General features: G+C 59.0%; 29 protein-coding genes, 1 tRNA gene and 1 pseudogene. 16 read left to right on the forward strand and 15 right to left on the reverse strand.

From position 1 onward, the window contains the following. The first annotated feature begins 759 nt into the window (after positions 1–759). From VBE63_RS16085 to VBE63_RS16100, 4 genes are all read left to right on the forward strand, one after another. Complete coding sequence (locus VBE63_RS16085; RefSeq protein ID WP_323684047.1) at positions 760–954, forward strand: CsbD family protein; 195 nt, start codon at positions 760–762, stop codon at positions 952–954. A 226-nt stretch (positions 955–1,180) separates the two neighbouring features. Next, complete coding sequence (locus tag VBE63_RS16090; RefSeq protein WP_323684048.1) at positions 1,181–1,567, forward strand: DUF1523 family protein; 387 nt, start codon at positions 1,181–1,183, stop codon at positions 1,565–1,567. 294 nt (positions 1,568–1,861) lie between these two features. After that, positions 1,862–2,752 (forward strand): DMT family transporter, encoded by an 891-nt coding sequence (locus VBE63_RS16095; protein WP_323684049.1) that lies wholly within the window; start codon positions 1,862–1,864, stop codon positions 2,750–2,752. 141 nt (positions 2,753–2,893) lie between these two features. Beyond that, on the forward strand, positions 2,894–4,960 hold the full coding sequence (locus tag VBE63_RS16100) for a methyl-accepting chemotaxis protein (protein WP_323684050.1): 2,067 nt from the start codon (positions 2,894–2,896) through the stop codon (positions 4,958–4,960). Between the two features lie 115 nt (positions 4,961–5,075). On the opposite strand, the gene VBE63_RS31435 is transcribed toward VBE63_RS16100, so the two are convergent. The 5 genes from VBE63_RS31435 to pufB (VBE63_RS16120) all read right to left on the reverse strand — a co-directional run bounded on the left by VBE63_RS31435 (position 5,076) and on the right by pufB (VBE63_RS16120) (position 7,054). Beyond that, a complete protein-coding gene (locus tag VBE63_RS31435; RefSeq protein WP_416274572.1) occupies positions 5,076–5,876 on the reverse strand; it encodes an HMA2 domain-containing protein in 801 nt (266 codons plus the stop codon). A gap of 246 nt (positions 5,877–6,122) precedes the next feature. After that, positions 6,123–6,296, reverse strand: coding sequence for a light-harvesting antenna LH1, alpha subunit (pufA, locus tag VBE63_RS16105; RefSeq protein WP_323684051.1), 174 nt, complete (start codon positions 6,294–6,296; stop codon positions 6,123–6,125). Between the two features lie 84 nt (positions 6,297–6,380). Beyond that, positions 6,381–6,506, reverse strand: a complete 126-nt coding sequence (gene pufB, locus VBE63_RS16110; RefSeq protein WP_323684072.1) for a light-harvesting antenna LH1, beta subunit — start codon at positions 6,504–6,506, stop codon at positions 6,381–6,383. Positions 6,507–6,604: 98 nt separating this feature from the next. After that, the gene (pufA, locus tag VBE63_RS16115) at positions 6,605–6,892 is read right to left on the reverse strand and encodes a light-harvesting antenna LH1, alpha subunit (protein WP_323684052.1); all 288 of its coding nucleotides are present in this window, start codon (positions 6,890–6,892) and stop codon (positions 6,605–6,607) included. An 18-nt stretch (positions 6,893–6,910) separates the two neighbouring features. Next, positions 6,911–7,054, reverse strand: coding sequence for a light-harvesting antenna LH1, beta subunit (gene pufB / locus VBE63_RS16120; protein ID WP_201246699.1), 144 nt, complete (start codon positions 7,052–7,054; stop codon positions 6,911–6,913). Between the two features lie 399 nt (positions 7,055–7,453). Here pufB (VBE63_RS16120) and VBE63_RS16125 point away from each other — a divergent pair. The 7 genes and pseudogenes from VBE63_RS16125 to VBE63_RS16155 all read left to right on the forward strand — a co-directional run. Beyond that, positions 7,454–7,567 (forward strand): annotated as a pseudogene (locus tag VBE63_RS16125) (hypothetical protein); the annotation flags it as partial. An 89-nt stretch (positions 7,568–7,656) separates the two neighbouring features. Continuing rightward, positions 7,657–7,956: an ATPase domain-containing protein gene (locus VBE63_RS16130; protein WP_323684053.1), complete on the forward strand. Its 300-nt coding sequence runs from the start codon at positions 7,657–7,659 to the stop codon at positions 7,954–7,956. Between the two features lie 147 nt (positions 7,957–8,103). Beyond that, the gene (locus VBE63_RS16135) at positions 8,104–8,421 is read left to right on the forward strand and encodes a circadian clock KaiB family protein (RefSeq protein WP_323684073.1); all 318 of its coding nucleotides are present in this window, start codon (positions 8,104–8,106) and stop codon (positions 8,419–8,421) included. A gap of 27 nt (positions 8,422–8,448) precedes the next feature. Then, a complete protein-coding gene (locus VBE63_RS16140; protein ID WP_323684054.1) occupies positions 8,449–8,880 on the forward strand; it encodes a circadian clock KaiB family protein in 432 nt (143 codons plus the stop codon). Positions 8,881–8,937: 57 nt separating this feature from the next. Then, on the forward strand, positions 8,938–11,112 hold the full coding sequence (locus VBE63_RS16145; RefSeq protein WP_323684055.1) for an ATP-binding protein: 2,175 nt from the start codon (positions 8,938–8,940) through the stop codon (positions 11,110–11,112). Between the two features lie 32 nt (positions 11,113–11,144). After that, the gene (locus VBE63_RS16150) at positions 11,145–11,798 is read left to right on the forward strand and encodes a response regulator transcription factor (protein ID WP_323684056.1); all 654 of its coding nucleotides are present in this window, start codon (positions 11,145–11,147) and stop codon (positions 11,796–11,798) included. Positions 11,799–11,921: 123 nt separating this feature from the next. Next, positions 11,922–12,323: a hypothetical protein gene (locus VBE63_RS16155; protein WP_323684057.1), complete on the forward strand. Its 402-nt coding sequence runs from the start codon at positions 11,922–11,924 to the stop codon at positions 12,321–12,323. Between the two features lie 124 nt (positions 12,324–12,447). Here VBE63_RS16155 and radA read toward each other — a convergent pair whose 3' ends face one another. From radA to VBE63_RS16175, 4 genes are all read right to left on the reverse strand, one after another. Beyond that, complete coding sequence (gene radA / locus VBE63_RS16160) at positions 12,448–13,863, reverse strand: DNA repair protein RadA (protein WP_323684058.1); 1,416 nt, start codon at positions 13,861–13,863, stop codon at positions 12,448–12,450. Continuing rightward, the gene (gene alr / locus VBE63_RS16165) at positions 13,860–15,113 is read right to left on the reverse strand and encodes an alanine racemase (protein WP_323684059.1); all 1,254 of its coding nucleotides are present in this window, start codon (positions 15,111–15,113) and stop codon (positions 13,860–13,862) included. Before alr ends, radA begins: the two co-directional genes overlap by 4 nt. After that, on the reverse strand, positions 15,110–17,752 hold the full coding sequence (locus tag VBE63_RS16170; protein ID WP_416274573.1) for a replicative DNA helicase: 2,643 nt from the start codon (positions 17,750–17,752) through the stop codon (positions 15,110–15,112). The genes alr and VBE63_RS16170 overlap by 4 nt, the downstream gene beginning before the upstream one ends. Positions 17,753–18,006: 254 nt before the next feature. Continuing rightward, positions 18,007–18,507 (reverse strand): glutathione peroxidase, encoded by a 501-nt coding sequence (locus VBE63_RS16175; protein WP_323684060.1) that lies wholly within the window; start codon positions 18,505–18,507, stop codon positions 18,007–18,009. 316 nt (positions 18,508–18,823) lie between these two features. Between VBE63_RS16175 and VBE63_RS16180 the strand changes: the two genes are divergently transcribed. From VBE63_RS16180 to VBE63_RS16195, 4 genes are all read left to right on the forward strand, one after another. Beyond that, entirely contained in the window at positions 18,824–19,567 is a 744-nt protein-coding gene (locus VBE63_RS16180; protein WP_323684061.1) for a ferredoxin--NADP reductase, read from the forward strand. Positions 19,568–19,758: 191 nt separating this feature from the next. Further along, on the forward strand, positions 19,759–19,947 hold the full coding sequence (locus VBE63_RS16185) for a hypothetical protein (RefSeq protein WP_323684062.1): 189 nt from the start codon (positions 19,759–19,761) through the stop codon (positions 19,945–19,947). Between the two features lie 79 nt (positions 19,948–20,026). Next, the gene (locus VBE63_RS16190; protein WP_323684063.1) at positions 20,027–20,737 is read left to right on the forward strand and encodes a c-type cytochrome; all 711 of its coding nucleotides are present in this window, start codon (positions 20,027–20,029) and stop codon (positions 20,735–20,737) included. A gap of 49 nt (positions 20,738–20,786) precedes the next feature. Then, positions 20,787–21,308, forward strand: coding sequence for a DUF302 domain-containing protein (locus tag VBE63_RS16195; RefSeq protein WP_323684064.1), 522 nt, complete (start codon positions 20,787–20,789; stop codon positions 21,306–21,308). Positions 21,309–21,419: 111 nt separating this feature from the next. Here VBE63_RS16195 and VBE63_RS16200 read toward each other — a convergent pair whose 3' ends face one another. From VBE63_RS16200 to VBE63_RS16220, 5 genes are all read right to left on the reverse strand, one after another. Next, positions 21,420–21,929, reverse strand: coding sequence for a heme-binding protein (locus tag VBE63_RS16200; protein ID WP_323684065.1), 510 nt, complete (start codon positions 21,927–21,929; stop codon positions 21,420–21,422). Between the two features lie 82 nt (positions 21,930–22,011). Next, the gene (ispG, locus tag VBE63_RS16205) at positions 22,012–23,241 is read right to left on the reverse strand and encodes a flavodoxin-dependent (E)-4-hydroxy-3-methylbut-2-enyl-diphosphate synthase (RefSeq protein ID WP_323684066.1); all 1,230 of its coding nucleotides are present in this window, start codon (positions 23,239–23,241) and stop codon (positions 22,012–22,014) included. A gap of 64 nt (positions 23,242–23,305) precedes the next feature. Then, positions 23,306–24,157, reverse strand: coding sequence for a DUF4743 domain-containing protein (locus VBE63_RS16210; protein WP_323684067.1), 852 nt, complete (start codon positions 24,155–24,157; stop codon positions 23,306–23,308). A 41-nt stretch (positions 24,158–24,198) separates the two neighbouring features. Then, on the reverse strand, positions 24,199–25,026 hold the full coding sequence (gene mazG / locus VBE63_RS16215; protein ID WP_323684068.1) for a nucleoside triphosphate pyrophosphohydrolase: 828 nt from the start codon (positions 25,024–25,026) through the stop codon (positions 24,199–24,201). A gap of 159 nt (positions 25,027–25,185) precedes the next feature. Next, complete coding sequence (locus tag VBE63_RS16220) at positions 25,186–25,542, reverse strand: hypothetical protein (protein WP_323684069.1); 357 nt, start codon at positions 25,540–25,542, stop codon at positions 25,186–25,188. A gap of 209 nt (positions 25,543–25,751) precedes the next feature. Between VBE63_RS16220 and VBE63_RS16225 the strand changes: the two genes are divergently transcribed. Then, positions 25,752–25,828, forward strand: a tRNA-Arg gene (locus VBE63_RS16225). A gap of 489 nt (positions 25,829–26,317) precedes the next feature. Here the strand turns inward: VBE63_RS16225 and VBE63_RS16230 are convergent. Then, positions 26,318–26,672, reverse strand: a 355-nt coding sequence (locus VBE63_RS16230; RefSeq protein ID WP_323684071.1) for a lytic transglycosylase domain-containing protein, incomplete at its 5' end; no start/stop codon positions are given.

Below are 26,672 nucleotides of genomic sequence, written 5' to 3' on the forward strand. Positions count from 1 at the left end.
TTCCGCCATCCCGCCATCCCGCTGAGAGCAGTGCCATCAGCGGCAGCACCGCGAAGTGCATTAGGGAAAGTACATTAGGCAGCTTTGATTTGGGGCATTTAAACCAGCGCTGGGGGATTTCAGCAACCTGCCCCCCTGAGAATTAGGTTCATCACAAGCGCCAACCTCTGCAGCAGACGTCAGATCTCATCCCGAGACCGCCCGCTCCCAAGAGTGTCGCCGTGCTCGCGATACATTTTGGGACTCCAAGTCGCCAAAATGACTGCGCTCGTCGACAGCCATTGGGCCCCGGTTCGCCCCGCTCCGGGCCGCTGCTGCGCCACGAACAGCGCCCGCTGGGCGCGTTCGGGCTGCGCACCGGCCCTACGGCGAATGGCTTGACGGCGTGTGGGATGCGCTTTGCATCCTGCCTACGCGGCTTCGGGTCTACGCCCCTTCGCCACTGCGGCAGTACGCACGCGCCCACGCCTACCGGGGACTACGCGCCTTCGCTTCGCTTTCCATGGCGAGCAGCGAACGTCGAGAATCCGTATCCCAGCAGCCTCACCCCTTCAATAGAGGTCATGGCTTGGGCCTATCGCAACAGATGAAGAATCTAGCCGAGATTCAGCCCCTCAGTCCTCTGATCGCTCTGCAACTGGCACAGGATATGCTGCAAGTGCATTGAGGCGAGCCTGTCTTGGTGAGACGAGAGAACCCCTCTTCTCTGCCGAGCGCGCTGAGCCTATCAATAACACCATGACCAAAAAGGTGAATCTCATGAACTGGGACGAAATTAAAGGCAAATGGAATCAACTGCAAGGTCAGGCGAAGACCCGCTGGGCAAAGCTGACCGACGATGATCTACTCGCCGTCGAAGGCCAAAAGGATAAGTTGGTTGGCAAGATCCAGGAACGTTACGGCATCACCAAGGAAGAGGCAGAGCGTCAGGTCGACAATCACCAGTGGACCTAGCCGCACCAGACACCGGACTCATTGGCTGTATTCCGCGCGGAATATGGCTGCAGCCGTCACGGCAGCGCTGTCGTGAACGGCTCACAAAATCCTCTGTGGTCGTTGCTCAGACCTTGAGACGTCCGCTCGCGGGCAGAACCACCCATTAACTGAACCTCGTTAACTGAACCTCGTTAACTGAACCTCGTTAACTGAACCTCGTTAACTGAACAAGGAGCAGAATGTGATGAAAAAGAACCTGAAAATCGGCCTTGTTGTCGTCGTCGTGTTAGTGCTCGGTTTTCTTTATCTCCGCTGGGGTCCGAAATCCTGGGAGGTGCAGATTACTGGCGCAACAGGCGACGGACGCGAGGTTCAATATCGAATCGAAACAGTAAAGGCAGGCACCTCGGATACGTTGATCTTCGTCAACGAAGACGCTGGCTTTATGCCCCCCTATTTTAAGTTTGATTCCGCTCGACTGCAATCCATCGCCCGTCGTGTGAGCCAGGAATGCCCCAAGGAAGCCGTCGACGTCAATGGCTATGGCCTTCGCATCCCCTGGCTGAGCATGTTTCCAAACGCCACTTCCATCGACGCGCCGGAGCGCTGTCGGATGGCGTCTTCCTCCTAATTCCCCGCCTAATTCTCCTAGGACGACAGGTCGTCGTCACCACTGTTCAGCCGCCCGTGTCCATAGCCGCGGCTGATTAGACCCGAACAATCGGCTGAACCACTCGAGCCAAATTGAAAGAGCCCAAATAGACAGCTCCTTAAGGCTGGTGACAGATTTGTCACTCGCCTGCCTGGGCTCGGCGTTCACCGATCCGTTCACCACGCTAAGTACTGAATCACTGCATCCTGAATCACCATGACCCAAGGCGGGGCCAACTCCATCCGGCAATAGTTCACACTGATCACAGGAGTCATGATGCGACGCCTCCTCGCTCGTTTGTTCGGCCTTGAGCTCCTGTTCGTGCTGCTTTGGAATTCTGGCTTCATCGGCGCTGAGTACGGCTTGCCTTACGCCGGTCCCTGGACGTTGATGCTTTGGCGCTACGCAAGCCTGACACTGTTACTTGGCCTCTGGCTGGTCTTGCGCAGGCAACTCAGATGGCCAGGCGCTCAAGCTGTGGGACATGCGGCAATCGTTGGCGTACTGGCACACGGCGTTTGGCTCAGCTGCGTGATGCTAGCCCTGAAACAAGGCGTACCAGCCGGTATCGTTGCCCTGGCGACCGCGTTACAGCCGCTGGTCACTGGCGCGTTATCAGGGCACCTGCTGGGTGAACGGACCGAGCCGCGCCAATGGATTGGGCTGCTGCATGGCTTCGTTGGCGTTGCCATCGCGATCGGCGCCCGGCTGTCACTGGACTCACCGGTGCCGAAGATCGCCTATCTGCTACCGTTTCTCTCAATGGCGGGAATGACCATCGCGAGCCTGCTCCAGCGCGGTTGGGCAAAGGCCGGCACTAGCGCCGATCTACCCCTGGACATGAACCTGTTCTACCAAGGTCTGGCTACGGCGCTGGCATTGCTGGGACCCGCCTGGTGGCTAGAGGGCTTTGCGACGGACTGGACGCCACCGTTCATCGCAACACTCGCATGGCTGATTCTGCCGGTGTCCTTTGGTGCCTATTGGACGATGTGGCGTTTGCTGACACGCCAGGAAGCCACCCGGGTCGCGAGCCTGTTCTATCTCAGCCCGCCGGTTACCATGCTGATGGCCTGGGCGGCGTTCGGCGATACTTTGATGACGACGGACCTGATCGGCTTGATGGTGGCTGGCATGGGGGTAATGCTCGTCTACAGCAAATAACCTCGGCACAGGCGTGGAGATACGCGCTATTCTGCGCTGAGCACTTGGAGACTCTACAATCGTCTTCGCTGATGTCCATCGAAAAGGTGTCAGCCTAAAAGCAAGCTGTTATCACCAATCTATAAAGTCGAGCCTGATAATATGCCTTCTTTAAGCCTAAAGATTAAACTGCTGACGGCCGGATTAGGAGTTGCTGTAATACCCCTTGCGATGGTTGCCATCTTTCTCTACATACAATCTAACACGATTTCTAACTTGGCCAAGCAGTCTGTGGTTAAGGAGGGCTTTGATCAGATGGAACAGGAGGTACAAGGGATTCGGCAGACAGTCGAGATCACACAGCTTTTGCTGCAGGAGAACATCCATAAGTTGCTAGCGCTGGCTTCAGATAAGTTAGATCAACTTGGTGGCATCCATTTTTCCGAGACCGATACCGTTGAGTGGACGGTCAGTAATCAATACACAGGAGATGAGCAAAGGCTTTTGCTTCCCGTCGCTTTTCTCGGCGATGATTTACCTATCTTTCAAGAGGATTCATTCGAGCAAGAGGTTCCGCTCGTTGATGCGATTGGGGCGCTTACTGGCGATACCCTGACACTGTTCCAACGAATGAACGCAGCCGGCGATATGCTGCGGATCGCGACGAATGTCGAAAAGAATGGTCAGCGGGCGGTGGCAACCTTTATCCCTGCGGTTAATCCAGACGGCAATCCTAATCCCGTGCTCACCGAAGTGCTTGCCGGGAAGACTTACGTCGGGCGGGCCTATGTCGTCGATCGCTGGTATGTGACAGCCTATAAGCCATTGTTGGACGAATTGGGCCGGGTCACCGGAATTCTCTATGTCGGCGCACCAGAAGAGGCTGCAACCAAGGAGCTCTTGGATCAGTTGGCGACACGCCAAATTGGCGAGAGCGGCTATATCTATGTACTGAATACGAAGGGCAAGGACGCAGGCGTCTATGTGCTTTCTGATAATCGCATGCGCGATGGTGAAAATGTGCTCGACAGCCAGGATGCTTCAGGACGTTTTTTTATCAAAGAGATGCTGGATACAACTCGGCAGCTAAAACCAAATGAGACGGCGTCCATCGTCTATGAGTGGAGAAACCCTGGAGATCGGAAGCCGAGACAAAAAACCGTTGTTTACGGTTACTTTGCCGATTGGGACTGGTTAATCGCGGCCGGCGCCTATGACGATGAATTCTACGCAGCAGCAGAGGGTGTCGAACAGGCGATCAATGCCGTCACAAACTGGGTATTCTTGCTCACCTTAGTCATGGCCGCGGTTGCCGGAGCCCTCTTCTTCCTGCTGACACGCAGCATCACTCGACCACTGGACAGGATTACAAAAGCGCTATGGGCTGGCAGTCTGGAAACGGAAAAGGCCTCAGAACAGGTATCGGCGTCAAGCCAATCGCTGGCACAAGGTGCGAATGAGCAGGCGGCCTCGTTGGAGGAATCGACCGCAAGCATGCAGAGCATGAGAGAACTATTGAGCCAGAATATCGAACTGTCGCGACAAACGAGCGAAAATGCCCGCGAGGCCAAGGATGCGGCTAAAAACGGCGTCGACTCCATGCATGATTTATCTGCGGCGGTCAGCCAGGTCAGCACCTCGGTCGCTGAACTGAACCAGGCCATCGCAGAGATCCAACACGCGAGCGCCTCGATCTATAAGATCATTGGCACGATCGATGCCATCGCGTTTCAGACCAACTTGCTTGCCCTGAACGCCTCGGTCGAAGCCGCTCGTGCTGGAGATGCGGGCTCCGGCTTTGCGGTTGTCGCAGAAGAGGTTCGGAACCTCGCAGAGCAAGCCGCCGCGGCGGCGAAGGAAACAGCATCGTTGATTGATGCCTCGGTCAGGTCGAGCGAGAGAGGGGTGGCAACCAATGCGTCGGTCGTCTCGCTTTTAGGTGAGGTAACGCAGAGAGCAAGTCACGTCGATAACGCGCTCAGCGAGATACATTCTGATGTTGACCGGGTGTATGCGGCAATGCAGAAGATGGACGCTAGCACCGCCGAACAAAATGAAGGGATTGAGCAAATTACCCTTGCTCTGCAACAGGTCAGCGAGGTGACGCAACAGACAGCCTCCAATGCTGAGGAAGCCGCTGCTGCCTCAGAGCAGCTCAATGGTCAAGCTAATCTGTTGCGAGACTTGGCTGCTCGATTGAATCAACTGATCAGCGGAACAACCCCCTAGTGCAAAGCTGCCAAAGATTCGATACCACCAGCAAGTGCCCAAGCTCGAATATCGACAATGGTGTGAGTGGTCAGCATGTATCGGGACTTCGGCAGCGTTGCACTAGGCTGAGCCCTCAGCATCTGCTTTGAAGACCGAAACAAGACGGGCGCTGCATCAGGGCGGCAAATCGCTGCGCGAGTGCGCGACGTCGATCCTGCCACCAACACTTCAAGGAAAATCTCACATACGTCTGCATTAGGTGCTGATTTAGATTGCACAGCCAGCATCGATCAGTAGGAGCAAAGGTTGTCGGCTTGGGTTTCGGAAGGCCTCTGTTTGGCAAGGGTGCAGCCCCGCTGGGCTCGCGCCTAAGGCCAAGGCTTAAATCGGCGAGTGGCCAGGTCAGTAGCTGACGGTTCAGCGCAGTGCCTCTGCAGCTCCGCTCAGCTTGTTGTGGCTTCGCGTGTGGACGCTGCCTGACCGCCCACCGAGTGAATCGTGGAGCGGACGGCATCTGAGCAGGCATCTGAGCAGGCACCTGAGTGCGTCCTTGATTGCCCCGCTCTCCAAGTAATGGCTCGAGCACCGCGGATAGAAACACCAGCAACCGGTCCTCAGACAAGATATCGAGCCGATGCTGAATGACAATGCTGCCGCAGGCAGGATTTGCGCGCACCGAATGAATACAGGGATCGGCATCCAAGGCATTGACAAAGGCCTGCGTCAGGTCTGGATTGCCTCGAAGCAGAGGCAGAGAGACCCGCAGGCGACTGGCAACACGATGGTGCACCCGCATCCGCCGAGCCCTGGCTGATACGGCGGGACTCAGGGTCTGCTGTTGCAATGTTTGAACGAGCTGGGTGCTCAGCGCCGAGCCGGTCGATGACAGCGATAAGTGCGTCTGACCCGGAGAGGTTGTGAGGATGTCGAACATAGCGGCAACCGCAAAAAGAAGCGACGATAGCCTCTACGATAATACGAACGCTTCTCACATACAACTATTTTCAAGCGCATCCCTGCCGTCTATAGGCAATAGGATCTGCACAGCAGCGCTGGAGATGGTGGCGGGCGGGAGTGTATGACTGCGCCGCTCCGCGGCCTACTAGGGCCAGCGGAACGACGCTGTACGCAATCGACAGACGTGCTAGCTGAACACCAACGACGCCTGAGATCGGGAGATTCAGCCGGCGAGGAAGTTGTACTTCGCGCTGTCTAGAACGACCGAATGCACGGCCAAAGCGATCAGCAGAACCACGAACAGGATCGGCATCAGCCAAATCCCAGGATGGCAGACAGTCCAGATCTTCCAATCGTCTTCAGGGTTACGTGGACGTGGAATTTGTTGATCAGCCATTGATGAATCCTCTATGTTGAATGAAGTCAAGTTCGACTAGTTAGACTAGTGCGATCAGGGTGCCAAGGTGGTTCAGAACCAGTTTCAGAACCAAGGCTTCCAAGCCAACACCAGCAGGTGAGCAACTGCCGCGATGCTGACGAACGCCGTGTAGGTAATCTTGAACTGTTCGTGGAACTCTTTCGCTTGATCAGGGGGTAGACCCATCATCGGATTGACCTCTCTCGAATTGCCAAGTAACGCCGTACGAAGATTCGACGGCAGATAGCACTGGGCCGCTTCGGCACAGTACATTGGACCTCGTACCCTTATTCAGCCGCTGGTGCTGCTTCTGGTGCTGCTTCTGGTGCTGCTTCTGGTGCTGCGGCGGGGGCTGCTGGTGCAGCAGGAGCCACCTCGGCAACTGCGGCTGGAGCCTCATCGGCTTCCGCTAAGAAGTTGTATTTGCTGCCTTCATCTAGCACGACCGAGTGGACAGCTAAGGCGATCAACAAGACAACAATCAGAATTGGTATCAACCAAACCGCCGGATGCACGATTGTCCAGACGAGATAATCGCGCTCTTTCGGCTTGTAATTGAGAACATTTTCAAACATGACTCAGGTCTCGCTCTGTTAGAACCAAGGTTTCCAGGCTAGAACCAGGATATGGGCAACAGCGGCAATGCCGACGAAAGCCGTATAGGTGACCTTGAACTGCTCGTGAAATTCCTTCGCTTGCTCCGGGCTGAGGCCGGAAAGGCTCTTCATGTCTGCCATCGATTCGCCCTCCAAAAGGGTCTTTGCGTTGTGCCGCCCGTTGGGCGGCGGATCACCGCGGCTTCAGATGCCGCGACCTAAGAGCATGGTCGGGCCAGCCGTCAGAAAGTAGCCTGGCCGACGTGGCTCTACCTGATTCCCGACCCGACATGCGTCAGTTTAGCTAGACATGCGGATATGTCAAGATAAACTGACAGGTATTTTTACTTGGTTCGCTTTCTACAGGCTCAGAGACAGGATTAAACCAATTAAAATTAATCACTTAGTGTCTAGACGCCGGCGCCCATTGGCGGCTGCAATTGCTCCCGGTCGCGATCTGCTTTATAGAGTCCGCTCATGTGAGTCATCGCCAAGCCCAGCTTCCGTACCTTCCCCACGCCGTACCTTCCCCACGCATCCATGACCCAACCCACCAATACGCGCGCTTCCCCTGGTGTCTCCAAGTGTCCGACCGGCATCCGCGGTCTCGACCAGATCACCGGGGCTGGCTTACCCCAGGGCCGGCCCACACTGGTCGCGAGCGTTGCTAACTGTGGTAAGACGCTGCTGGCGATGGAGTTCGTCGTGCGCGGGCGTGCGATTTCGATGAGCCTGGGGTCTTCATGGCGTTTGGGGAAACTGAGCCCGAGCTGGGTGCGAATGTCGACTCACGCGGGTTTGCCCTTGATCGCTTGGTCGAGCAACAACGCGTCGCCCTGGATAGCGTGCAGCTTGAGCGCCAAGAGATCGAGGAGACCGTCGACGATGATCTGGAGGGGATCTTCGTGCGACTCAGCAGCGCCATTGCTGAGGTCGGCGCGAAGCGTGTCGCGCTGGATGGTCTTGATGCCCTCTTTGCGGCCTTGACAAATGAGGTCATTGATCGACACCTGGCTCCTGCTGCGCATGGCCCCCGCGGGTAAGCGGCGTCATCGCTTGCTCTCTGTGCTCAAGAGCCGTGGCATGGCGCACTCGCATGAGGTCAATGAGCTTCGCCTCAATGACAGGGGTATCCAACTGTTCGAGACCTCCATTTCCTTTGCGGAGATCGATCGATGACCGAGCTCCAGATGCCGACGCAGTCTCCCGGTGATCCAACGCAGTCACCAGGAGACGGTTGGAGTCTACGGCTTTATGTGGCCGGTCAGAATCCACGCTCATTACGCGCCCTAGAGAACCTCAAGCGCCTCTGCGACACCCATATCGCGGGGCGATACGATATCGAAGTCATTGATCTTCTTGACAACCCCACGCTTGCGCGGGGCGATCAGATCGTGGCCGTGCCGACCCTTGTCCGCAAGCTCCCGGAGCCCGTGCGCAAGATCATCGGTGATCTCTCCAATACAGAGCGTGTGCTGGTCGGTCTTGACCTGCGCCCGCGCCCATGACCCGCAACGATGCAGCAGGGGATCGCCATGAACGCCACCCGACCGCCCGCGCCCAATGATGCCGCTGACAAGGATCGCATTGCAGAGGTGGCCCTCCAGGAGGCTGGTGACCCCTGCCTGTCGCTCAGGCCTACTGACAGACCCGCCGACAGACCCACTGACTCAGACTATGTCTTGACACTCTATGTCGCCAGCTTGACCCCCCGCTCCGTCATGGCCATCCAATCCGTCAAGGATGTCTGCGAGAAGCATCTAACTGGCCAGTATGCACTTGAGATCGTCGACATCTACGAACGCCCATCCCTTGCCAAACACGACCAGATCCTAGCGGCACCGACCCTAATCAAACGCCTGCCGCTGCCATTGCGCCGTCTGATCGGTGACATGGCAGACGAGCACCGGGTATTGGTCGGGCTCGACCTGCGCGCCAGGACAGAGGCACCCGATCCGCGGGGCTGACCGATACTCATGCTGCCGCCAGGGTCAAAACCGCCGCACGTCGACCTCAGAAGCCTCTTGGAAACACCGGCAGAGCACTCGACCGATGACCTCATCGCCGAGAACCTCGAGCTGCGCGCTCGCCTTGAGGAAGCCGAAGACGCCTTGCGCGCGATTCGCGAGGGTGAGGTCGACGCCGTCATCGTCAGCGGCAGCAAAGGTGATCGGGTCTTCTCACTCACCGAGACGGAGAACCTGCATCGGCTCATGGTCGAGACCATGAACGAGGCCGGGCTCGCCGTCTCCGCGGATGGACTCCTACTCTACGTCAACGACCGCGCTGCTGCGCTCCTCGAGCGCGGACGCAGTGGCCTGCTGGGCCATCCGATCGAAGAGCTCGTCGCCCCGACTGAGGTTGCAGGATTGCGACGGCTGCTCAACGCATCCCAAGATGGCACTGCCGATGACCGCATCGTGTTTCGCAGCGTCAGCGGCGCGGAAGTGCCAATGCATCTCTGGGCCAGCCGTCTACCGCGCCCCGGAGAGGCGATGATCTGCCTGGTCGGGACCGACCTGACCCGACTCGAAGCCGACCGGGCCATACTGAACCAACTGCGCCAGCATCAGGAAGCACTCAAGGCCTCGCGCGCCGAGGCGCTAGAACTCTTGTCGCAGGCCTTGGTCGCCCGCGAGCAGGCGGCGCAGCTCGCACAGGAGCTGCGCGAGAGCGATCGGCGCAAAGACGCCTTCCTCGCCACCTTGGCGCATGAGCTACGCAACCCATTGGTGCCGATTTGCAATGCGCTCGAGATCCTCCGGCTTCAGAATGCGGGAACCCGCGCCGACGCCGAGGCTCGCGAGATGATGGAGCGTTATCTGGGCCACTTGGTGCGGTTGGTGGATGACCTGATGGATGTCTCGCGGATCACCCATGGCAAGGTCAATCTGGTCAAGGAGCGTCTCGACCTGGCCAGCGTGATCGACAGCGCGGTGGAAATGGTGCATCCCATCCTGCAGACCGCCGGCCAACGACTACAAGTCGAACTGCCACCGAGTCAATCTCTCTGGCTCGACGGCGATCCGACCCGACTGATTCAGATCTTCGGCAATCTGCTCAACAACGCGATCAAATACACCCAGGCCGGCCAGATCATTCGCATCAGCGCGCATCGTCTAACGCGCGACGAGGTCAAGGTATCGGTGGAGGATTCCGGTTCCGGCATCCCGGCGGAGATCCTGCCGCGCGTGTTCGATATGTTCGCTCAAGGTCATGGCACGCCAACAGAACATGACGGCGGACTTGGGATTGGATTGACCTTGGTGCGAACGCTTGTCCAGCTTCATGGAGGTCGGGTTGAGGCGTTTAGCGCTGGACCTGGGCAAGGCACCAAGATCCAGGTCTACCTGCCCCTCGCTGTTGATGAGACCTGTGGCACTGCGTTGCCCATGCAGTCCCAGGCCGAGAGCGCCTCGATCTTCAGCAAGCGTCGCATCCTCGTGGTCGATGACAATCGCGATGCGGCATCAAGCTTAGCGCGGGCGCTTGAGCTCAAGGGCGCCCAGGTCCGCGTTGCCTATAATGGTCATTCCGCTTTGAGCGCGCTTGAAGAGGAGCTCGCCGAGATCCTGATCTTGGATATCGGCATGCCGGGTCTTGATGGCCACGAAGTGGCTGTTCGCATCCGCAGCCGGGCAGACTGGAACGCCATTCGGCTGATTGCCATGACCGGACTCGGTGACGCCAGTGCGCGGAGGCGCTCGGCTGAGGTTGGCTTCGATCACCACCTGGTGAAACCGGTCTCTTTCGAACTGCTCGAGCAAGCCGTGGCGTCCGCGGCGGCGCGCGAAGCCTTGACCGCGGAAACGGCGCCAGAACGAACTCAATGGGCTCTCCAACCGCTGCGGGCCGCCTGCGAGCGGACCCCAGAGGCGCCGGCAACACCGCTCGGGAACCAGCTGCCGGACGCGCTCGCGGGCTCTCTCCTCCACGATCTCGCTCAGCCCTTGAGCTCGGCCCGGTGCTATGCCATGGCCGCACGAGCCCTGGCCTCCCAGGCCGGTCTCGACATCCCTTCATTGCATGAGGCACTCAAAGGGGTCGAAGAGCAAGTTGAGGTTGCGAGCAGGATCATGGAGCTGCTGCGCGGAACACGGGCAAATCCCGCGCATAGCTTAGGGGGCAGCACCTCTGTAAGCGGGTCACAAGAACGGACTGAGCCCGGTATCATATCGGGTATTCAGGCGCCCAGATGAGGCGCTCAGACTTCAGGCCTTGAGGGTTCTCGATGAACACCGAACCCGTCGTCTTCATCGTCGACGACGACCCAACGCTCCGCGATGCACTCTGCATGCTCTTCGAGTCGGTTTCTATCCGCACGATGACCTTTAGCAGTGGCGCCGAGCTGTTGAGCTCTGGCGCGCTGCTGCAGATGCGCTCGGGATGTTTGCTCGTGGACGTGCGCATGCCCGGAATCAGTGGCATGACCCTGCTTGAGCGGCTGCGCGAATCAGGCATCGACATTCCAGCCATCATGATTACCGCTTACGGCGACATCCCGATGGCGGTGCGCGCCATGAAGCTCGGTGCCGTCGACTTCATCACCAAGCCCTTCAACCCACAGACCGTGCTAGAGCTGGTGCAGAACACCCTCAACGAGCACCCGGCTCCAACCCTGCCTGGACGCGAGCCAGATCCGCAACTGCTTGAACGCTATCAAACATTAACGCCCCGCGAGCAACAGGTGTTTGAGCAGATCACGGCCGGCAAGAGTAACCGTATGGTCGCAGACGCGCTTGGCATCAGCGTGCGCACGGCCGAGTTTCATCGCGCCGGAGTCATGAGAAAGCTGCAGTTACAAAACCTCGCCGATCTCACTGTCGCCCGCATCAACCTGCAAGATCTGATTGCCGCGAGTACCGACTCCGACCAGCGCCTCTGAGATTGTGATGAAGATCACAGAACGGATCGGAGCTGGACCGCCTTGGCCGTCTTTCGCCAAGACGGCATTCGGGATTGGCTCTGCGCTGCCGATAAGTCTAGTAACAGCTAGAGGAGCACGACAATGTACACTGACCACACACAGCTTCAGATCCAGACTCAGGCTCTCGACTCACCGCGCAGCCGTCGCGAACACTCACGGCGGATGCAGGGGGCGCTGACTGAGCTGGCGCTCCGCAATGAAAATGCGTTGTATGCGAAGACGCGCGGCATCAGCGAGGCCAATCGCGCATTGGGTTGGCGACCTGGCTACCTCAATCAGGCGACTGGCGCGATCGAACTGTCACGGTTCGCTGATGGCCGGCCGGCCCCCGTCCACGTTCTCGACGGGCTGCCCGAGGCCTGGGTGCAATGCCGAGACGCCGCTGGCCATGTCATCGCGGCCGAGCCTGAGATCGTCTCTGGCTTCATCCGCGATGGTCAGTTTTTTACTCGCGAGCAAGCGGCGCGAGCAGTCGCACACTGAGTTCCGATGGAGTTCCGATAGATGCCCGGCGAAGGTCCGGCATTAGCCTTGCCATCACGCAGAGATAAGCGACAAGTATCGCGCCGAGTTGCCAGCGTCTAGCGCAGCTCGCGCGCTCATCTGCTCAGATGGCGTCGATCGCATCGCGCAGGGTCAATACGGGCTGAATCTTGAGTCCATCGAGGCCCCCTTTGGGCAGGTTCGCCTTGGGCACCACGGCCCGCTTGAATCCGTGCTTAGCGGCCTCGCGGAGCCGATCCGGGCCGTTTGGCACCGGTCGTATCTCGCCGGACAAGCCCGCCTCACCGAAGACGACCAGGTCCACGGGTAAGGCCTGATCGCGAAAACTTGAGAGCACAGCGAACAGCACCGCCAGATCGGCTGCGGTCTCGGTCACGCGCACGCCGCCCACGACGTTGGTGAAGACGTCTTGGTCGAACATCGCGATACCGCCATGACGGTGCAACACGGCCAACAGCATCGCTAACCGGTTCTGTTCTAAACCTACCGCAAGCCGGCGCGGATTGGCCAGCGGGCTTTGATCAACCAACGCCTGCACCTCGACCAGCATCGGACGTGTACCTTCTCGGGTAACCAGCACCACCGAGCCCGGCGACGGCTCGGTGTGGCGCGAGAGGAAGATCGCCGAGGGGTTCGAGACTTGGCGCAGTCCGCGGTCGGTCATCGCGAAGACGCCAAGCTCATTGACAGCGCCGAAGCGATTCTTGACCGCCCGCACCAACCGATGGGCGCTACCGGATTCGCCCTCGAAATAGAGCACGGTATCGACCATGTGCTCGAGCACCCGCGGCCCGGCCAAGGCACCCTCCTTGGTGACATGGCCGACCAGGAACACTGTGGTGTCGGTGAGCTTGGCATAGCGCACCAACTGAGCGGCGGTCTCGCGCACCTGCGAGACCGAGCCGGGCGCTGAGGTCAGGGCCTCGGTAAACAGGGTTTGGATGGAATCGATCACCAGCACGCGTGGCGCCTCAGCCGCGGCGGTGGCCAAGATCTGTTCGATGCAGGTCTCAGCGAGCAGATTGAGTCCACCTGGCTCGAGTCCCAACCGTTGCGCTCGTAGGCTCACCTGCTGCGGCGATTCCTCGCCAGTAACGTAGAGCACCGAGCCTTTGGTCGAGGTGAAGGCCGGGTTGGCGTCGATGGCGGCGCAGGCTTGCAGCAGCAGGGTCGATTTACCGATGCCCGGATCACCCCCGATCAGCACCACCGAGCCTTGCACCAGCCCACCGCCGAGCACCCGATCAAGCTCGGCAATACCGCTCGGAGTGCGCACCTCCTGTTCAGGGGGGATCTCGGCGAGTCGGTGGATGACGCTCAGGTCAGCGCGCCCAGCCTGTCCAGCGGCCCCAGCGTAGCCGCCGCCACCTGGTCGGCTCGCGGCTTTGGGCGGTAAAGTGAGCTGCTCGATGCTGTTCCAGGCACCGCAGTCAGTGCAGCGTCCGCTCCATTTCGGTGACTGGGCGCCGCAGCTGTTGCAGACGTAGACGCTACGCCCCTTCTTGGCTGTCGGACTCAAGGCCCCTGCTCCGGCCCTTGCGGCCTGACTTGGATCGGCTCTTGCTCTTGCCCCTGCTGCCTGACCTGCACCGGCGGCGCCTCTGGTGCCGATGTTAAAGGCTGTTCTAAGCGCTCGTGAACCACGCTGACCCGCGGCGAGAGCCTGCACAACAGCTCATAGTTGATGGTGCCGACCTGCTCCGCCACCTCCTCGACCGGCAGACCTTGGCCCCACAAGATCACCCGATCGCCCACCTCTGCATCCGGTATCGGCCGAAGATCGACGCTGATCATGTCCATGGAGACGCGCCCCAGCAACGCGGCACGCTGGCCACCGACCAGCACGGGCGTGCCGGTCGGCGCATGGCGCGGGTAGCCATCGCCGTAACCAATCGCCACCACGCCAACGCGCATCGGTTCCGGGCAGCGGTAGGTGCTGCCATAGCCGATCGGCGCGCCAGCGTTGAACTCGCGCACGGCGATCAACTGGCTCGACAGGGTCATCACCGGACGCAGATCGAGCGCTGCCGCTGAATGGTTCAGCAAGGGTGAGCCACCGTAGAGCATGATCCCCGGTCTTACCCAATCGCTCCTTGCAGCCGCATGCGCGAGGATGCCAGCCGAGTTGCCGATCGACAGCGGCAGGCCAAACCGCTCGGCAAGCGACCTCGCCTGCTCGCACTGCGCCGAAGTCATTGGATGCGACGGATCATCGGCGTTGGCCAGATGCGTCATGAGGCCGGCAAGCTCCAGCGGTGACGTCCGCGTCAAACCTAGCGCCGAGGTTTGTTGCGTTGTGCAGGATGCCGAAGCTGGTGCGCGCAAGCGTTTGATCAGCGCCACGGCCTCTTCATGTTGCAGACCAAGCCGTCCCATACCGGTATCAAGCTTGAGCCAAAGGCGTTGCGGCCTTGGCTGCGGATTGGCCTGGAGCTGGCTCAGGACCATCTCGAGCTGCCAGCTTGAGTGAACCGTCAGCTCGACCTGCATCGACAGCGCTGCACTCAGCTCTGCCTCACTCGCAGCACCTTCCATCACCAGCAGCGGCTTGCTGATGCCAATTGCGCGCAGCCCAAGCGCCTCTTGCACCCGCGCTACCGCGAAGCCGTCGGCCGACTCCAGAGCAGCGGCACAGTGCCCCATGCCATGGCCATAGGCATCGGCCTTAATCACGGCCCAAACGCGGCTGTTCGGCGCTGCGGCCCGGCATACCGCAAGGTTATGCCGTAGTGCCTCGAGATCGATCTGCGCGACGGGGGCGACGATCATTGATATCCCAGATCCCCGTAAAGGTCCTCGGCCAGGTTCTCGAATTTGGTGAACTGTCCGAGGAACGCAAGCTTGACGGTACCGATCGGCCCGTTGCGCTGTTTGGCGATAATGATTTCGGCGACGCCTTTGTCCGGGCTGTCCTCGTTGTAGACCTCATCGCGGTAAATAAAGGCGATGACGTCTGCATCCTGCTCGATGGCACCCGAGTTATGACTGACGATGCCCTCTGCCAACCAGGAAGCCGGACCGGGAACCGTTAGATCGTAGACCTCTTCTTCTCCATCCGGCTCCACCGCAACCACGGTATCCCAAAACAAACCGCTCGTGGCTTCCACAAGAAGCTCGCTATCGTCGAGCAATTCGGCATCGCTCATTAGCGTCTTGCGCGATGGCGAGAACCGAAAATGCGCTGATCCCCCAGATGAAGTGCCTCGCAGACTCGCCATCTGCCGATGCGTCACGCCATGAACTTGCATGGATGCTTGAACGCGTTCAAAGACCTCTCGTGGAAGCGTATCAACATTTGGATTCTCAACAATCCCAAGCAGCCGCGAGCGTAGCTCGGCAGCTGCGCCGAGGCGCGGCCCGAATGCGCCAACGCGATCGAGGAAGAGCCGCTGCGCCATCGCTCCCCTGATCCAGACCAGGTAGGTGGTCCGATAGTGAGCGACATTGACCGCCTGAATCCTTGCCACAATCCCGAGACGCAGAAGCAGCGCAGCGACGTCTTCGGCAAGCCCTCGGCTGTTGGTGCTTAAATGGACGCCGTGGCTTCCGCGTTGCCCCGGTTTGCGAACCGAGATCGTGCCATCAGTGGCCCAGAGATGTTTCAAGAAAAGCGCGATTTGGGCTCGTGGTAGACGGAAGATCCCGCTGGGGACGCGTTTCTCATGAGAGCGCTGGCCGAAGACGCCGAGATCACGCAGCCATTTGTTGATCCCGCTGGGAGGCCACCGATTTCCATTACCACTAAAAACGAGCTGATGCCAAGCGCCCCGCCCGCGATGCCGGTTGACCTGGACACCAAAATGGGCGGCACACTCACTCACAATCTGGCTATTGTCTTCCGAGGCAGTGGTATAGCGCAGCGGCTGCCCGCTGAGGTAGCTGCCATCACCGAGTAGATGGGCAAATAAAATGATCTCAGCCTCTGGCCAATGCTCAACAGAAACCGGATCACTAAGCTCACGCGCGATGGCCAGTCGATCGCCTAGTCCGAGCTGATCAACCGTTTGCCAACGGGTACCCGTCAGAAAACGATGCTGTGCGGTAGCACGCACCCGGCGGCCACTGCTGAGCTTGATGGAGAAAACCGGCTTACGCCCAGTGCTCCAAATCTTGTCGGCCTTGGCCGTGACAAGCTGGTGTTTGCTATCAACAGCAACGACCTCTGGAGCAGTCCCCACTAAGGTTGCAATCGGCACCCAGCATCCGTCAGCGAGGACAACGCGTGTCTCGCCTGTCACGCATTCCCTCAGATCGGACATCTGAGGGCGTTTGTTGGGACGCTGTTCGAGGCTCCGATTCAGCTGCGACAAGGCGACAACTGGAACATGAAGTTCCTTTGCCAACGCCTTGAGAGAACGAGAGATGGCGGAGATCTCGGTCGCACGGTTTTCGCCTTCACTGGGCGCCTGCATCAGCTGCAGATAGTCGATGACGATCATCCCAAGCTCCTTCTCTTCGCGCTTGAGATCACGCTGCAGCCGGCGCACCCGCGCACGAAGATCGGTTGGTGACAACGCCGGGGTGTCATCGATATACATCGGCGCCTGTGAGAGCATGGTCACCGCAGAGGTGAGCCGCGGCCAGTCCTCTTCGGTCAGCTTACCCGTCCGCACCCGATGCTGATCGATCTGCCCAAGTGAGGACATCATGCGCATCGCCAAGGCATCGCCGGGCATCTCCATACTAAACACCGCGACGCCCTTTCCCGTCTTGATCGCGACATTTTCAGCCATGTTCATCGCAAAGCTCGTCTTGCCCATCGACGGCCTGCCCGCGCAGATGATCAGGTCGGAGGGCTGCAGGCCAGAGGTCTTCATATCGAAATCGATGAAGCCGGTCGGTAGGCCGGTGATCGGCTCGCCGCGATGGTAGAGCTCATCGATTTTGTGGACCGCGATGGTGAGAAGCTCTTCGATCGACTTGAAGCCACCGCCGCGGGTCAACTGCTCGGCGATCTCAAACACCTTGGCCTCGGCGGCGTCGAGGATCTCAGCCTCGCTGCGCCCCTTGGTGTCGAAGGCCAGGTCAGCGATGCCGGTGCCGGCGCGAATCAGCTGGCGCAAGACCGAGTTGAAGCGGACGATGCGTGCGTAATGTGCGGCATTCGCAGCCGAACCCGTGTTGCGATCGATCTCAGCGAGGTAGGTCATCCCGCCCATGTCGTCGAGCAGTTTGCGCTTGTCGAGCGCCTCGGCCAGCGTGATCACATCGAATGGCTGATCTTGCTCGGCCAGGATATGGATGGCGCGGAAGATCAGCTGATGTTCTTGGCGGTAGAAATCCGTCTCGCGCACCTTGTCCGCCACCTGCTCCCAGACGCTGTTCTCGAGCATCAGAGCGCCAAGCAGCGACTGTTCAGCCTGCAGATTATGGGGCGGGATGCGCATCCCCGGCATCGCCTCCGCCATCTCGGACAGCGCATCGGTGGGCGAGCCGATGGGCTCGACCCCGAAGTCGTCTGGCAGCATTGGTGGTGGGCCCTCCATGGCCTCATGCTCAAGGTCTTCAGGGGAAGACGGGCGTTTGGTCACAACAGCAGTCTCCTTGCATCAACGGCCGAGCCGTCGTTCTCAGCCTCCATTCTCAAGGCTCAGGCCGCAGTGAGCAAACCAAGATTCCACCGTCTCTTCTGGCAGGGGAAGACGGGATTCGCCTCCTGACATCACAGCAATTTTTCGATCGCATTCAGAAATTTCTTGCTTTCTGGCGAGGTGATGCTTGAGAAGTAGTCGACAACCTTGCCTTCTCGATCGATCAGATACTTATAGAAGTTCCATTTCGGGTAAGCACCCGTTTGTGAGGCAAGGTATTGAAAAAGCGGGTCTGCCTTGCCCTTCTTGACGTGGATCTTCTCGAACATCGGGAACTCGACTGAGTAGGTGAGCCGACAGAATTGCTGGATCTGCTCCTCGCTGCCCGGCTCTTGGTTGCCGAAATCATTCGAGGGAAAGCCCAGCACAACCAGCCCGCGATCCTTGTACCGATCGTAGAGCGCTTCGAGACCCTCGTACTGACCCGTAAAACCGCACTTGCTCGCGGTGTTGACCATTAGCACCACCTTGCCTTGGTAGGCATCGCAGAGCTTGACCCTCTCATCGCCAGCGAGGCGGCGGAGCTCGAAATCAAGGGCGGGGCCGCAGTTCGCGGCGGCGTTGGTCGACATGCTGAGTCCTCCAAGGATCATCATTAAAGCCAGTATGCGCATCGGTTGGCCTCATTTGTGGTTGTACAAAGTCTTGACAACCTCAAGATGGGATGCTGGCGCCTGAACACAAGACCCTCGTGCGCACCTTGCAAACACCTGTCAGTGAAAGGTTTTAGACCTCATCCTCTTTTTTCTAGTGACCTGCTAGCTGGGGCGAATAACGATCCGCTTCTGAACATTGGCTGTACAAGGTTTGAAAAGGTCTTTCCGGGGCCACCTAAGGCAAATCCCAACATAGAATCGCAACATAGAGCAGCGTGAGAGGTGGATTTCGATGGTTGATTGGATCGAAGGTCGAGTCATTGGTAAGCGGCACTGGTCACAGGCGCTATACAGCCTGCAGATCGAGGCACCACTGGAGTCATTCCAAGCCGGACAGTACATCAAAGTGGCGCTGGATCTGGACGGTGAGCGTGTCGGGCGGCCTTATTCCCTGGTCAATGCACCACAGGAGCAGCCACTCGAGATCTACTTCAATGAGATCCCTGAAGGTCCGCTGACGCCCAGGCTGTCCGATCTCGAGATCGGTGATCGCATCTGGGTCTCGGCTAAGGCGAGCGGCGTCTTCACCATGGATAACGTGGTCTCGCGTCGACATCTGTGGATGCTGGCAACGGGTACGGCTCTGGGTGTTTTCCTATCGATCCTGAAGACGTCGGAGCCCTGGGAGCGTTTCGAGCGAATCATCTTGGTGCACGGGGCGCGCAACACCGGCGAACTGGCCTATGGCGAGACCATCGCCGAGCTGCAAGCCCAGCATGAAGGGGCCTTCACCTTCATCACCGCACTCACGCGCGACTCAAGTGAGACAGCGCTGCAGGGTCGCATCACCAACCTACTTGAGAACGGCGTGCTCGAAGACGCTGCCGGCGCCAAGATCACCACAGAGGATAGCCATCTGATGCTCTGCGGCAACTCGGAGATGATCAAGGATGTGCGCGCCTGGCTGGAGGCACATGGGCTGCACCGGCACAAACGACTCGAGCCTGGCCATTACACCACCGAGCAGTATCACTGACGCCACGCGTCGTCGAAGTCGCCTGTGTACAGCATCCAGCAATCAATCAAACAGGCCCGCATGTTATGTTGCGTCGCCGTCGATCCACTGGGCACTCGCCAGCGGTCGGCGCGTTGGCGCAGTCGTGTCGATCAGTACCATCGGCATCAATGGCTCCTCGTTACCCCGTCCTAGGTGGCCTCGAGCTGCCGATGTCGATCCTGATCAGCGAAGAAGCCGCGAAGGAAGAGGCTGCAAAGGAAGAAGCAGCAAAGAATGAAGGCCTTTTCACCAAGAAGTTTATGGTTTTTAACGCGGTTGCAGCGCCTCAGCCAATCGCCTATGTTAGCTGCGCTGAAAACAACCTGAAGGCTCGGCCCATTCTGATTGGCCTATTCTGACTGGCCCATTCTGAATAGAGACCTTCTCAAGCTTCGTACGAGCGAAGCCCCATCAAAAGAGAGAACGGAGCAAGTTTCGATGTCGCTGACGCGTTCGCTTCTCGCCGCGCTAGTTGCGGTTCCACTGGGCTTGATGATCCTGATTCCATCTGCCTCGGCCAGGGAGGATTACGAGGCTCGAAACGAGGCCTTGGACGATTACGAGCCGAACCTCGCTGAGGGCGAGGTGATGTTTCGCCAATGCGCCCTCTGCCACGGCCAACGTGGTCAAGGCATCCTCGGGGGCAAATACCCACGCATTGCCGGGTTTCCTGAATACTATCTGATGAACGCCCTGCGTGATTATCAGAGCGGCCTCCGCGGCTACGATGCAATGCTCGTCGTCGGCGGTCTCAAGACCTATGATGATCGCCAACTCATGGATCTGGCGGGTTATATCTCCGATCTCGAGATCGATCTCGATGTCCCACAGCCAGAAGATGGCAGCGCGCGCTCGGGTCGACGGCTCTACAAATACGATTGCAAGTCCTGTCACGGGCGTCAGGCGGAGGGAAAATCGCGCAAGGATTCTCCACCGTTACGCGGCCAATATCACGAGTACCTGATGCGTCAAATCCTGCTGTTCCAGCAGGACGAGCGTATCCACGCCGATGACCCCGAAGATGAGACCTTCGACGAATATGAGGAAGAAGATCTTCTCGACATCCTCGCCTTTATCGCGACGCTGGATGACAAGGACGATAAGGATAGCGATGACGATGATGATGATGATGACGATAACGATGATTGATGCAGGCGGCTAAAACGCCTGCCGATGCCTACCCCAAGGAGTCCTACCCATGCTCAAACGCATCCTCGCAACCTCGGCACTACTGTGTCTGTTGCTACTCTCGGTGCCAATCGCTTCAGCACTCGACAGCACCAACGCGCCCGATGTCAACATGTACGAGATCGGACAAACAGTACTCAAGATCGGTCTCATCGAGGGGATGAGCCCCGACGATGCCATCGATGCCATGAATTCGAAGGCCGTCGAGCTCAACATGAAGCTGGTTGGCCATCAGAATGTGAGCGCCGAGCTACAAGCCCGAGGGATTGAATCGCCGAGGCTCGAGATCTTTCAGTTTTGCCGGCCCGAGGATGCAGTTAAGATGGTGCGCTTCAACACCATCTACGCGGCTTATATGCCCTGCTCGATCGCATTGGTCGAAGACAATGATGGCCGCTTCTGGCTCGAGATGCTCAATCTGGACATGATCATCAACGCCTATGAGCTACCGCAGGAATTACAGGCGATTGCAATCACCATCAATGGTGAGATGCTCTCCATTATCACCGCGGGAGCGACGGGTAACTTCTAACCGGACGGATACTATAAGCCTGGCTGGACTTAAAACGCAGCTGCCTGTTCACTTCGGCAATCATCTGTCGCTTGGGCCAACCATCGTTGGCCCTCATCCATCAGCTCATGGCTACATCGCCATGTCGAGATCGTCTTGAACCGCGTCGACGCCCGCTTGGGCACATTCCTCGTCGGTTTCACCGGACGGAGCACCACTGACACCGACGCCGCCGACCAAGGCGCCTCCGACCTGGATAGGTAGACCTCCTGCTGACATCACCAGAAAGTCTTGGCGCCCGACTGCGGTATCTGCACGCGGCTCAAGGGCTGAGGTTGCGGCGTTGAAGTTCGCTGCGGTGTAGGCCTTCTTATAGCTGATCGGCACCGTGATTGGCGCCGCAATGGTGTCACGCAACTGGGCCTGGATGACGCCATCACGGTCGACAACGGTCACGCCAATCTGAATCCCCTTCTCACGGCAGGCATCGATGGTGGCCTGAGCGATGCGCTGCGACGTCTCCAAAGATAAGCGTTTCACACTGACCATCATCGGATCATCAGCCGCGCTGGCAAGACCAGCCGATAAGGGGCCAGCGAGCGCTAGCGCAAGGTTCAAGCAGATGAGTCTCTTTATGTTCATGCCTGTGCTTCTCCGCAGTGAGATGGGTGGTTGGTGGAACGGTGAGTGGAACGGCTGGCGGAACGCCATTCACGCACGTCTGTCAGCAGCTGCCATAGCGTTCGACGATGTACTCATCGACCATGGTCTTGAATTGAGCCGCAATATCAGCGCCTTTCAGTGTCCTGGCCTTCTCGCCGTCGATGTAGACCGGTGCAGAGGGCTGCTCGCCGGTGCCGGGCAAGCTGATGCCGATGTTGGCATGCTTGCTTTCGCCGGGACCATTGACGACACAGCCCATCACGGCGACCCGCAGGGTCTCGACGCCGGGATAGGTCTCGCGCCAGACTGGCATCTGATCGCGCAAATAGCCCTGAATATCTTCCGCAAGCTCCTGAAACAGGGTGCTTGTCGTCCGACCGCATCCGGGGCACGCGGTCACCATGGGGGCAAACGAGCGCATTCCCATGGTTTGCAGGATCTCCTGTGCCACCACCACTTCGCGAGTGCGCGATTCGCCCGGAGCTGGGGTCAAGGAGACGCGGATAGTGTCGCCAATCCCCTCCTGCAGGATCACCGACAGCGCCGCCGTGGAGGCGACGATACCTTTCGACCCCATGCCGGCCTCGGTCAAGCCCAGATGCAGTGCATGATCGCTGCGTGCGGCGAGCATTCGATAAACGGCGATCAGATCCTGCACCCCGCTCATCTTGCAGGAGAGGATGATGTGATCGCGTCCAAGACCCAGAGCCTCAGCGCGTAACGCGCTACCGACCGCGGATTCAACCATCGCCTCACGCATCACCTCTTCGGCAGGCCTGGGGCTCTCGGAGCGCGCATTCGCATCCATCATGCGGGCAATGAGCTCCGGGTCGAGGCTGCCCCAGTTGACGCCGATGCGCACCGGACGATCGTAGCGGCAGGCGATCTCGATCATGGTCGCGAACTGTGTATCGCGCTTCTCGCCGCGGCCGACATTGCCGGGGTTGATGCGGTACTTGGCGAGCGCCTCGGCACAGGCCGGGTAGTCACTGAGCAGGCGATGGCCATTGAAATGGAAGTCGCCGATCAGCGGCACTGGCGAGCCCATCGCTTCCAAGCGATCGCGAATGCGCGGCACCGCCGCCGCCGCCGTCTCGTTATTGACCGTGATGCGCACAAACTCAGAGCCCGCGCGGGCCAGCTCGGCGCATTGGGTGACGGTAGAATCGATGTCAGCGGTGTCGGTATTGGTCATCGACTGCACGCGCACCGGCGCATCGCCGCCGACCGCAAGTCCGCCGATCATGACCTGAACGGACTGACGACGCTGAATGCCAAACTGATTGCTCATAGTGCCCTCGAGAGTGGTGCCGGAGACAAATGGATGGGGCAATGGAGTCGCAATCCTGATGCCCTCAGGTCAACGAGCGTAGCCGTTGCACGATCTCCAAATAATCGGGATGTTCGGGTGTCAGCACGCCATGGCGCACCAAGAAATCGATGATGACCAGATTGCAGTTAAGCTTGAACGCGTTCGTGTCGCGGACGATCTCGGCCACTTGCTCGATCGGCATCAGCTCAAAGCCCGCCACCTCGCCATCTTGGCAGTCTGGCTTGAAGTCCGCGGGCAGCTCCAGATCGTAGCAGTACATCACATCCGGCTTGAGGCCGCGCTTGGAAGCGCGACAATAGGTGATGGCGCCAACTGGCACGGCCCGATCGGCGAGCTGCGCCGGCATCCCAGCCTCTTCCGCGCACTCCTTGCGAAGATTGTCATTCAGTGCGATGCCCCAAGGCAGGCCACCGGCGACCATATTATCAAGCCGGTTTGGATAGACGCGTCGATCCGCGGAACGCCGGGCGATCCACATCCAGAGACCATCGGGCCGGCGCACAAAGCCGTTGATATGCTGGCCAAAAGCGCGTATGCCAAAGTACGGGGCGCAGGCGCGGTCGATCAGGAAACGCGCATCCTGGCGACGGCCGGCGGTGACTGGATACTGCTCGCCGTGGCGATAACTGATCAGCCCACGCGCGATCAGCTCATCGCAGACCTGTTGCATGGCCTCGGTCCGAGCCTCAAACCCGCTTGGCGCGCTGCGCCATTGTAGCCCAAGGCCTGTTAACACAAAGGCTTGATCAGGCTCGCACAACGACTGCGCGAACTCAGTACGCACCATCCCGAGCTGCTCGCCATCGACAACAAAGGCGATGTAATCTCCGGGTGCCCAGCGATTGCAGTCGTCAATACGCGCGAGGAAGCTCATCGGGTTCCTCAAGCAATGGGGGGTTCCTCAAGCACTGGCCGTTAATGTTGTTCGTTTTTGACGATTTCCCACAACCGATCCATCTCGGCACGCTGGGAATGCGCAGGGATCTGACCAGCGGCGCGGAGGCAGACCTCAATGCGCTGGAAGCGACGCTCAAAACGATGGTTGGCCGCTCGCAATGCCTGTTCGGCATCAACGCCCAGATGCCGGGCAAGATTCACGCAGGAGAACAGCAGGTCGCCAACCTCATGCACGCGTTCCGTCGGCTCGGCATGCTCGGCAAAGGTCTCCTCACATTCATTAAGCTCCTCATGGATCTTTTCAACCACATGGTCAAGGTCGTCGAGATCGAAACCCACATTGGCGGCACGCTTTTGCAGCTTCTCGGCGCGCACCAACGCGGGCAAGGCTTGAGCCACGCCATCCAGCACGCTGATATGCGGACGCTCGTGTTTGGCCTCACGTTCATCCGCCTTCATGCGCTCCCAGTTTGCCCGTACCTCGGCCTCGGACTCGACACGCACATCACCAAACACATGCGGATGGCGACGGATCATCTTGTCGCAGATCGCCTCCACCACATCCTCGAAGCGGAAAGCGTCACGCTCCTCGGCCATCCGCGAGTAGATCGCGACCTGGAACAGCAGGTCGCCCAGTTCCTCGCGTAGCTCTGGCATATCGTCGTTCTCGATCGCCTCGGCCACCTCATAGGCCTCCTCGAGCGTGAACGGCAAAATGCTGCGCATCGTCTGCTTCAGATCCCAGGGGCAGCCGCGCTGAGGATCGCGCAGGCGGGCGACGATCTGCAGCAGCGCGTCAATCTGTCGGATGTCGTCCGGTGGCTGGTTGTTCGGAGGATTGATCATAAGTGCCAATGGAGCATAGAAACAGTCAGACAACTAAAGGATCGCGGAGGACGCTCGCACCGAGCGTTGCGGTAGCGGTTCAGACTGACCATGATGCTGACGCTGAACAGACGCTTCACTAGCCGAAGTGGCAACGCGCAGACAACCCCGCGGGTAACGTTAGGGCCGCACAAGGACATCGAACAGAAGGCCCAACAGTACCGCGGCCAGCCCACCCCACTTCCAGTAACCGACCGGAATACCGACTAGTTCTCCCGGCTTGATCCGGCTCGGCTCCTTCAGGATGCCCCAGAGATGTGGTCCAGCCAAGAACCAAGGGATGAAGCCAAAGAACAGGGGGACCGAGACCCACAACGGCAATGGCTGATTGAGATACACCAGCACCAACAGCGCCGGCCAGATCACCAGATAAGCCGCGCTCCGTTTCGCCTCCGCTGGCCGATCGCGCGTCTGCAAAAAGGCAACCAGTGCTCCAGCCGCCCAAAGGGCTGCAAGCGCAATCAACACCAGACGCATCAAACCCCCTCCAAGCCAGTCGCTCGATCGTTGTTCGTAAGCCAGCGCCTTCAAGCAGCGCTCCTAGATGGCTAGAGGATACAGGATGCAAGGCTAAGCTGCCGACCGAGCGCTTGCTAATCAGCCGCTCGCGGATGATCAGGGGCCAATGGTGCGGCACGCAAGCGCTTGACAGAATCCAAAAGCCAACGGATAATTCGCTGCTCGCCGCGCCCGTAGCTCAGCTGGATAGAGTACCTGGCTACGAACCAGGTGGTCGGGAGTTCGAATCTCTCCGGGCGCGCCATAAAATCAAAGGCTTAGCATCGATCAGATGCTAAGCCTTTTTCATTTTCCACCGTAGAGCCAAATTTACCCCCACTCCCAGAACTGATTGATCGCGGCCTCCGGGATCCACCTCTCGTTTCGCAGAATATGATCCTTTTGTGTGTAACTTGTTGTAAGTGGGTTGAGGATGCCGGGCTTGCACTAAAGGGCTTCTAACGAGATGCCCAGCCTTAGAAAAGACCCCGATCGTCGCCGTCGGCAAGCGAGGCAGCTATCTCTGCCATACAGTCGTACGCCATCACCCTAGACTTGCAAGGGGCAGCGGACGCAAATTTCTCAATTGGGGATAAAGCACCTGCGGATGTTAGGGGAACAACCACCGCGCCAACGATGTTCACTAACGAGACCTACCGAGAGTGCCGTTGAGCCAGCAGGTTGTGTCGCCACAAGACATGACGCGACCCCCTGTGTCGCCCATGTGACTGACGGTGGCGATGAGAATTGTGGCTCAACCGACTCCCAAATAACCCAATACCCGTCGCACATACTGCTGCGTCTCCCGATACGGCGGAATGCGGTTGCCATACTTGGCGACCGCACCCTCGCCGGCATTGTAGGCCGCGAGCACGAGCTTGAGATCGCCCTCAAAACGATCGATCAACACACGCAGAAAGGCGACACCGCCCTCGATGTTCTGCGCTGGATCCCAGACATCATGCACAGCAAACCGCTGCGCGGTCGCCGGCATCAGCTGCATCAGACCGCAGGCCCCAGCCGGAGACCGTGCACGCGGATCATAGGCCGACTCGGCGCGAATCACGGCATGGACCAGTTCGGGGTCCAGCCGATGACGTTTGGCGGCG

The organism is Lamprobacter sp. (genome assembly GCF_034860625.1).
GTDB lineage: Bacteria > Pseudomonadota > Gammaproteobacteria > Chromatiales > Chromatiaceae > Lamprobacter.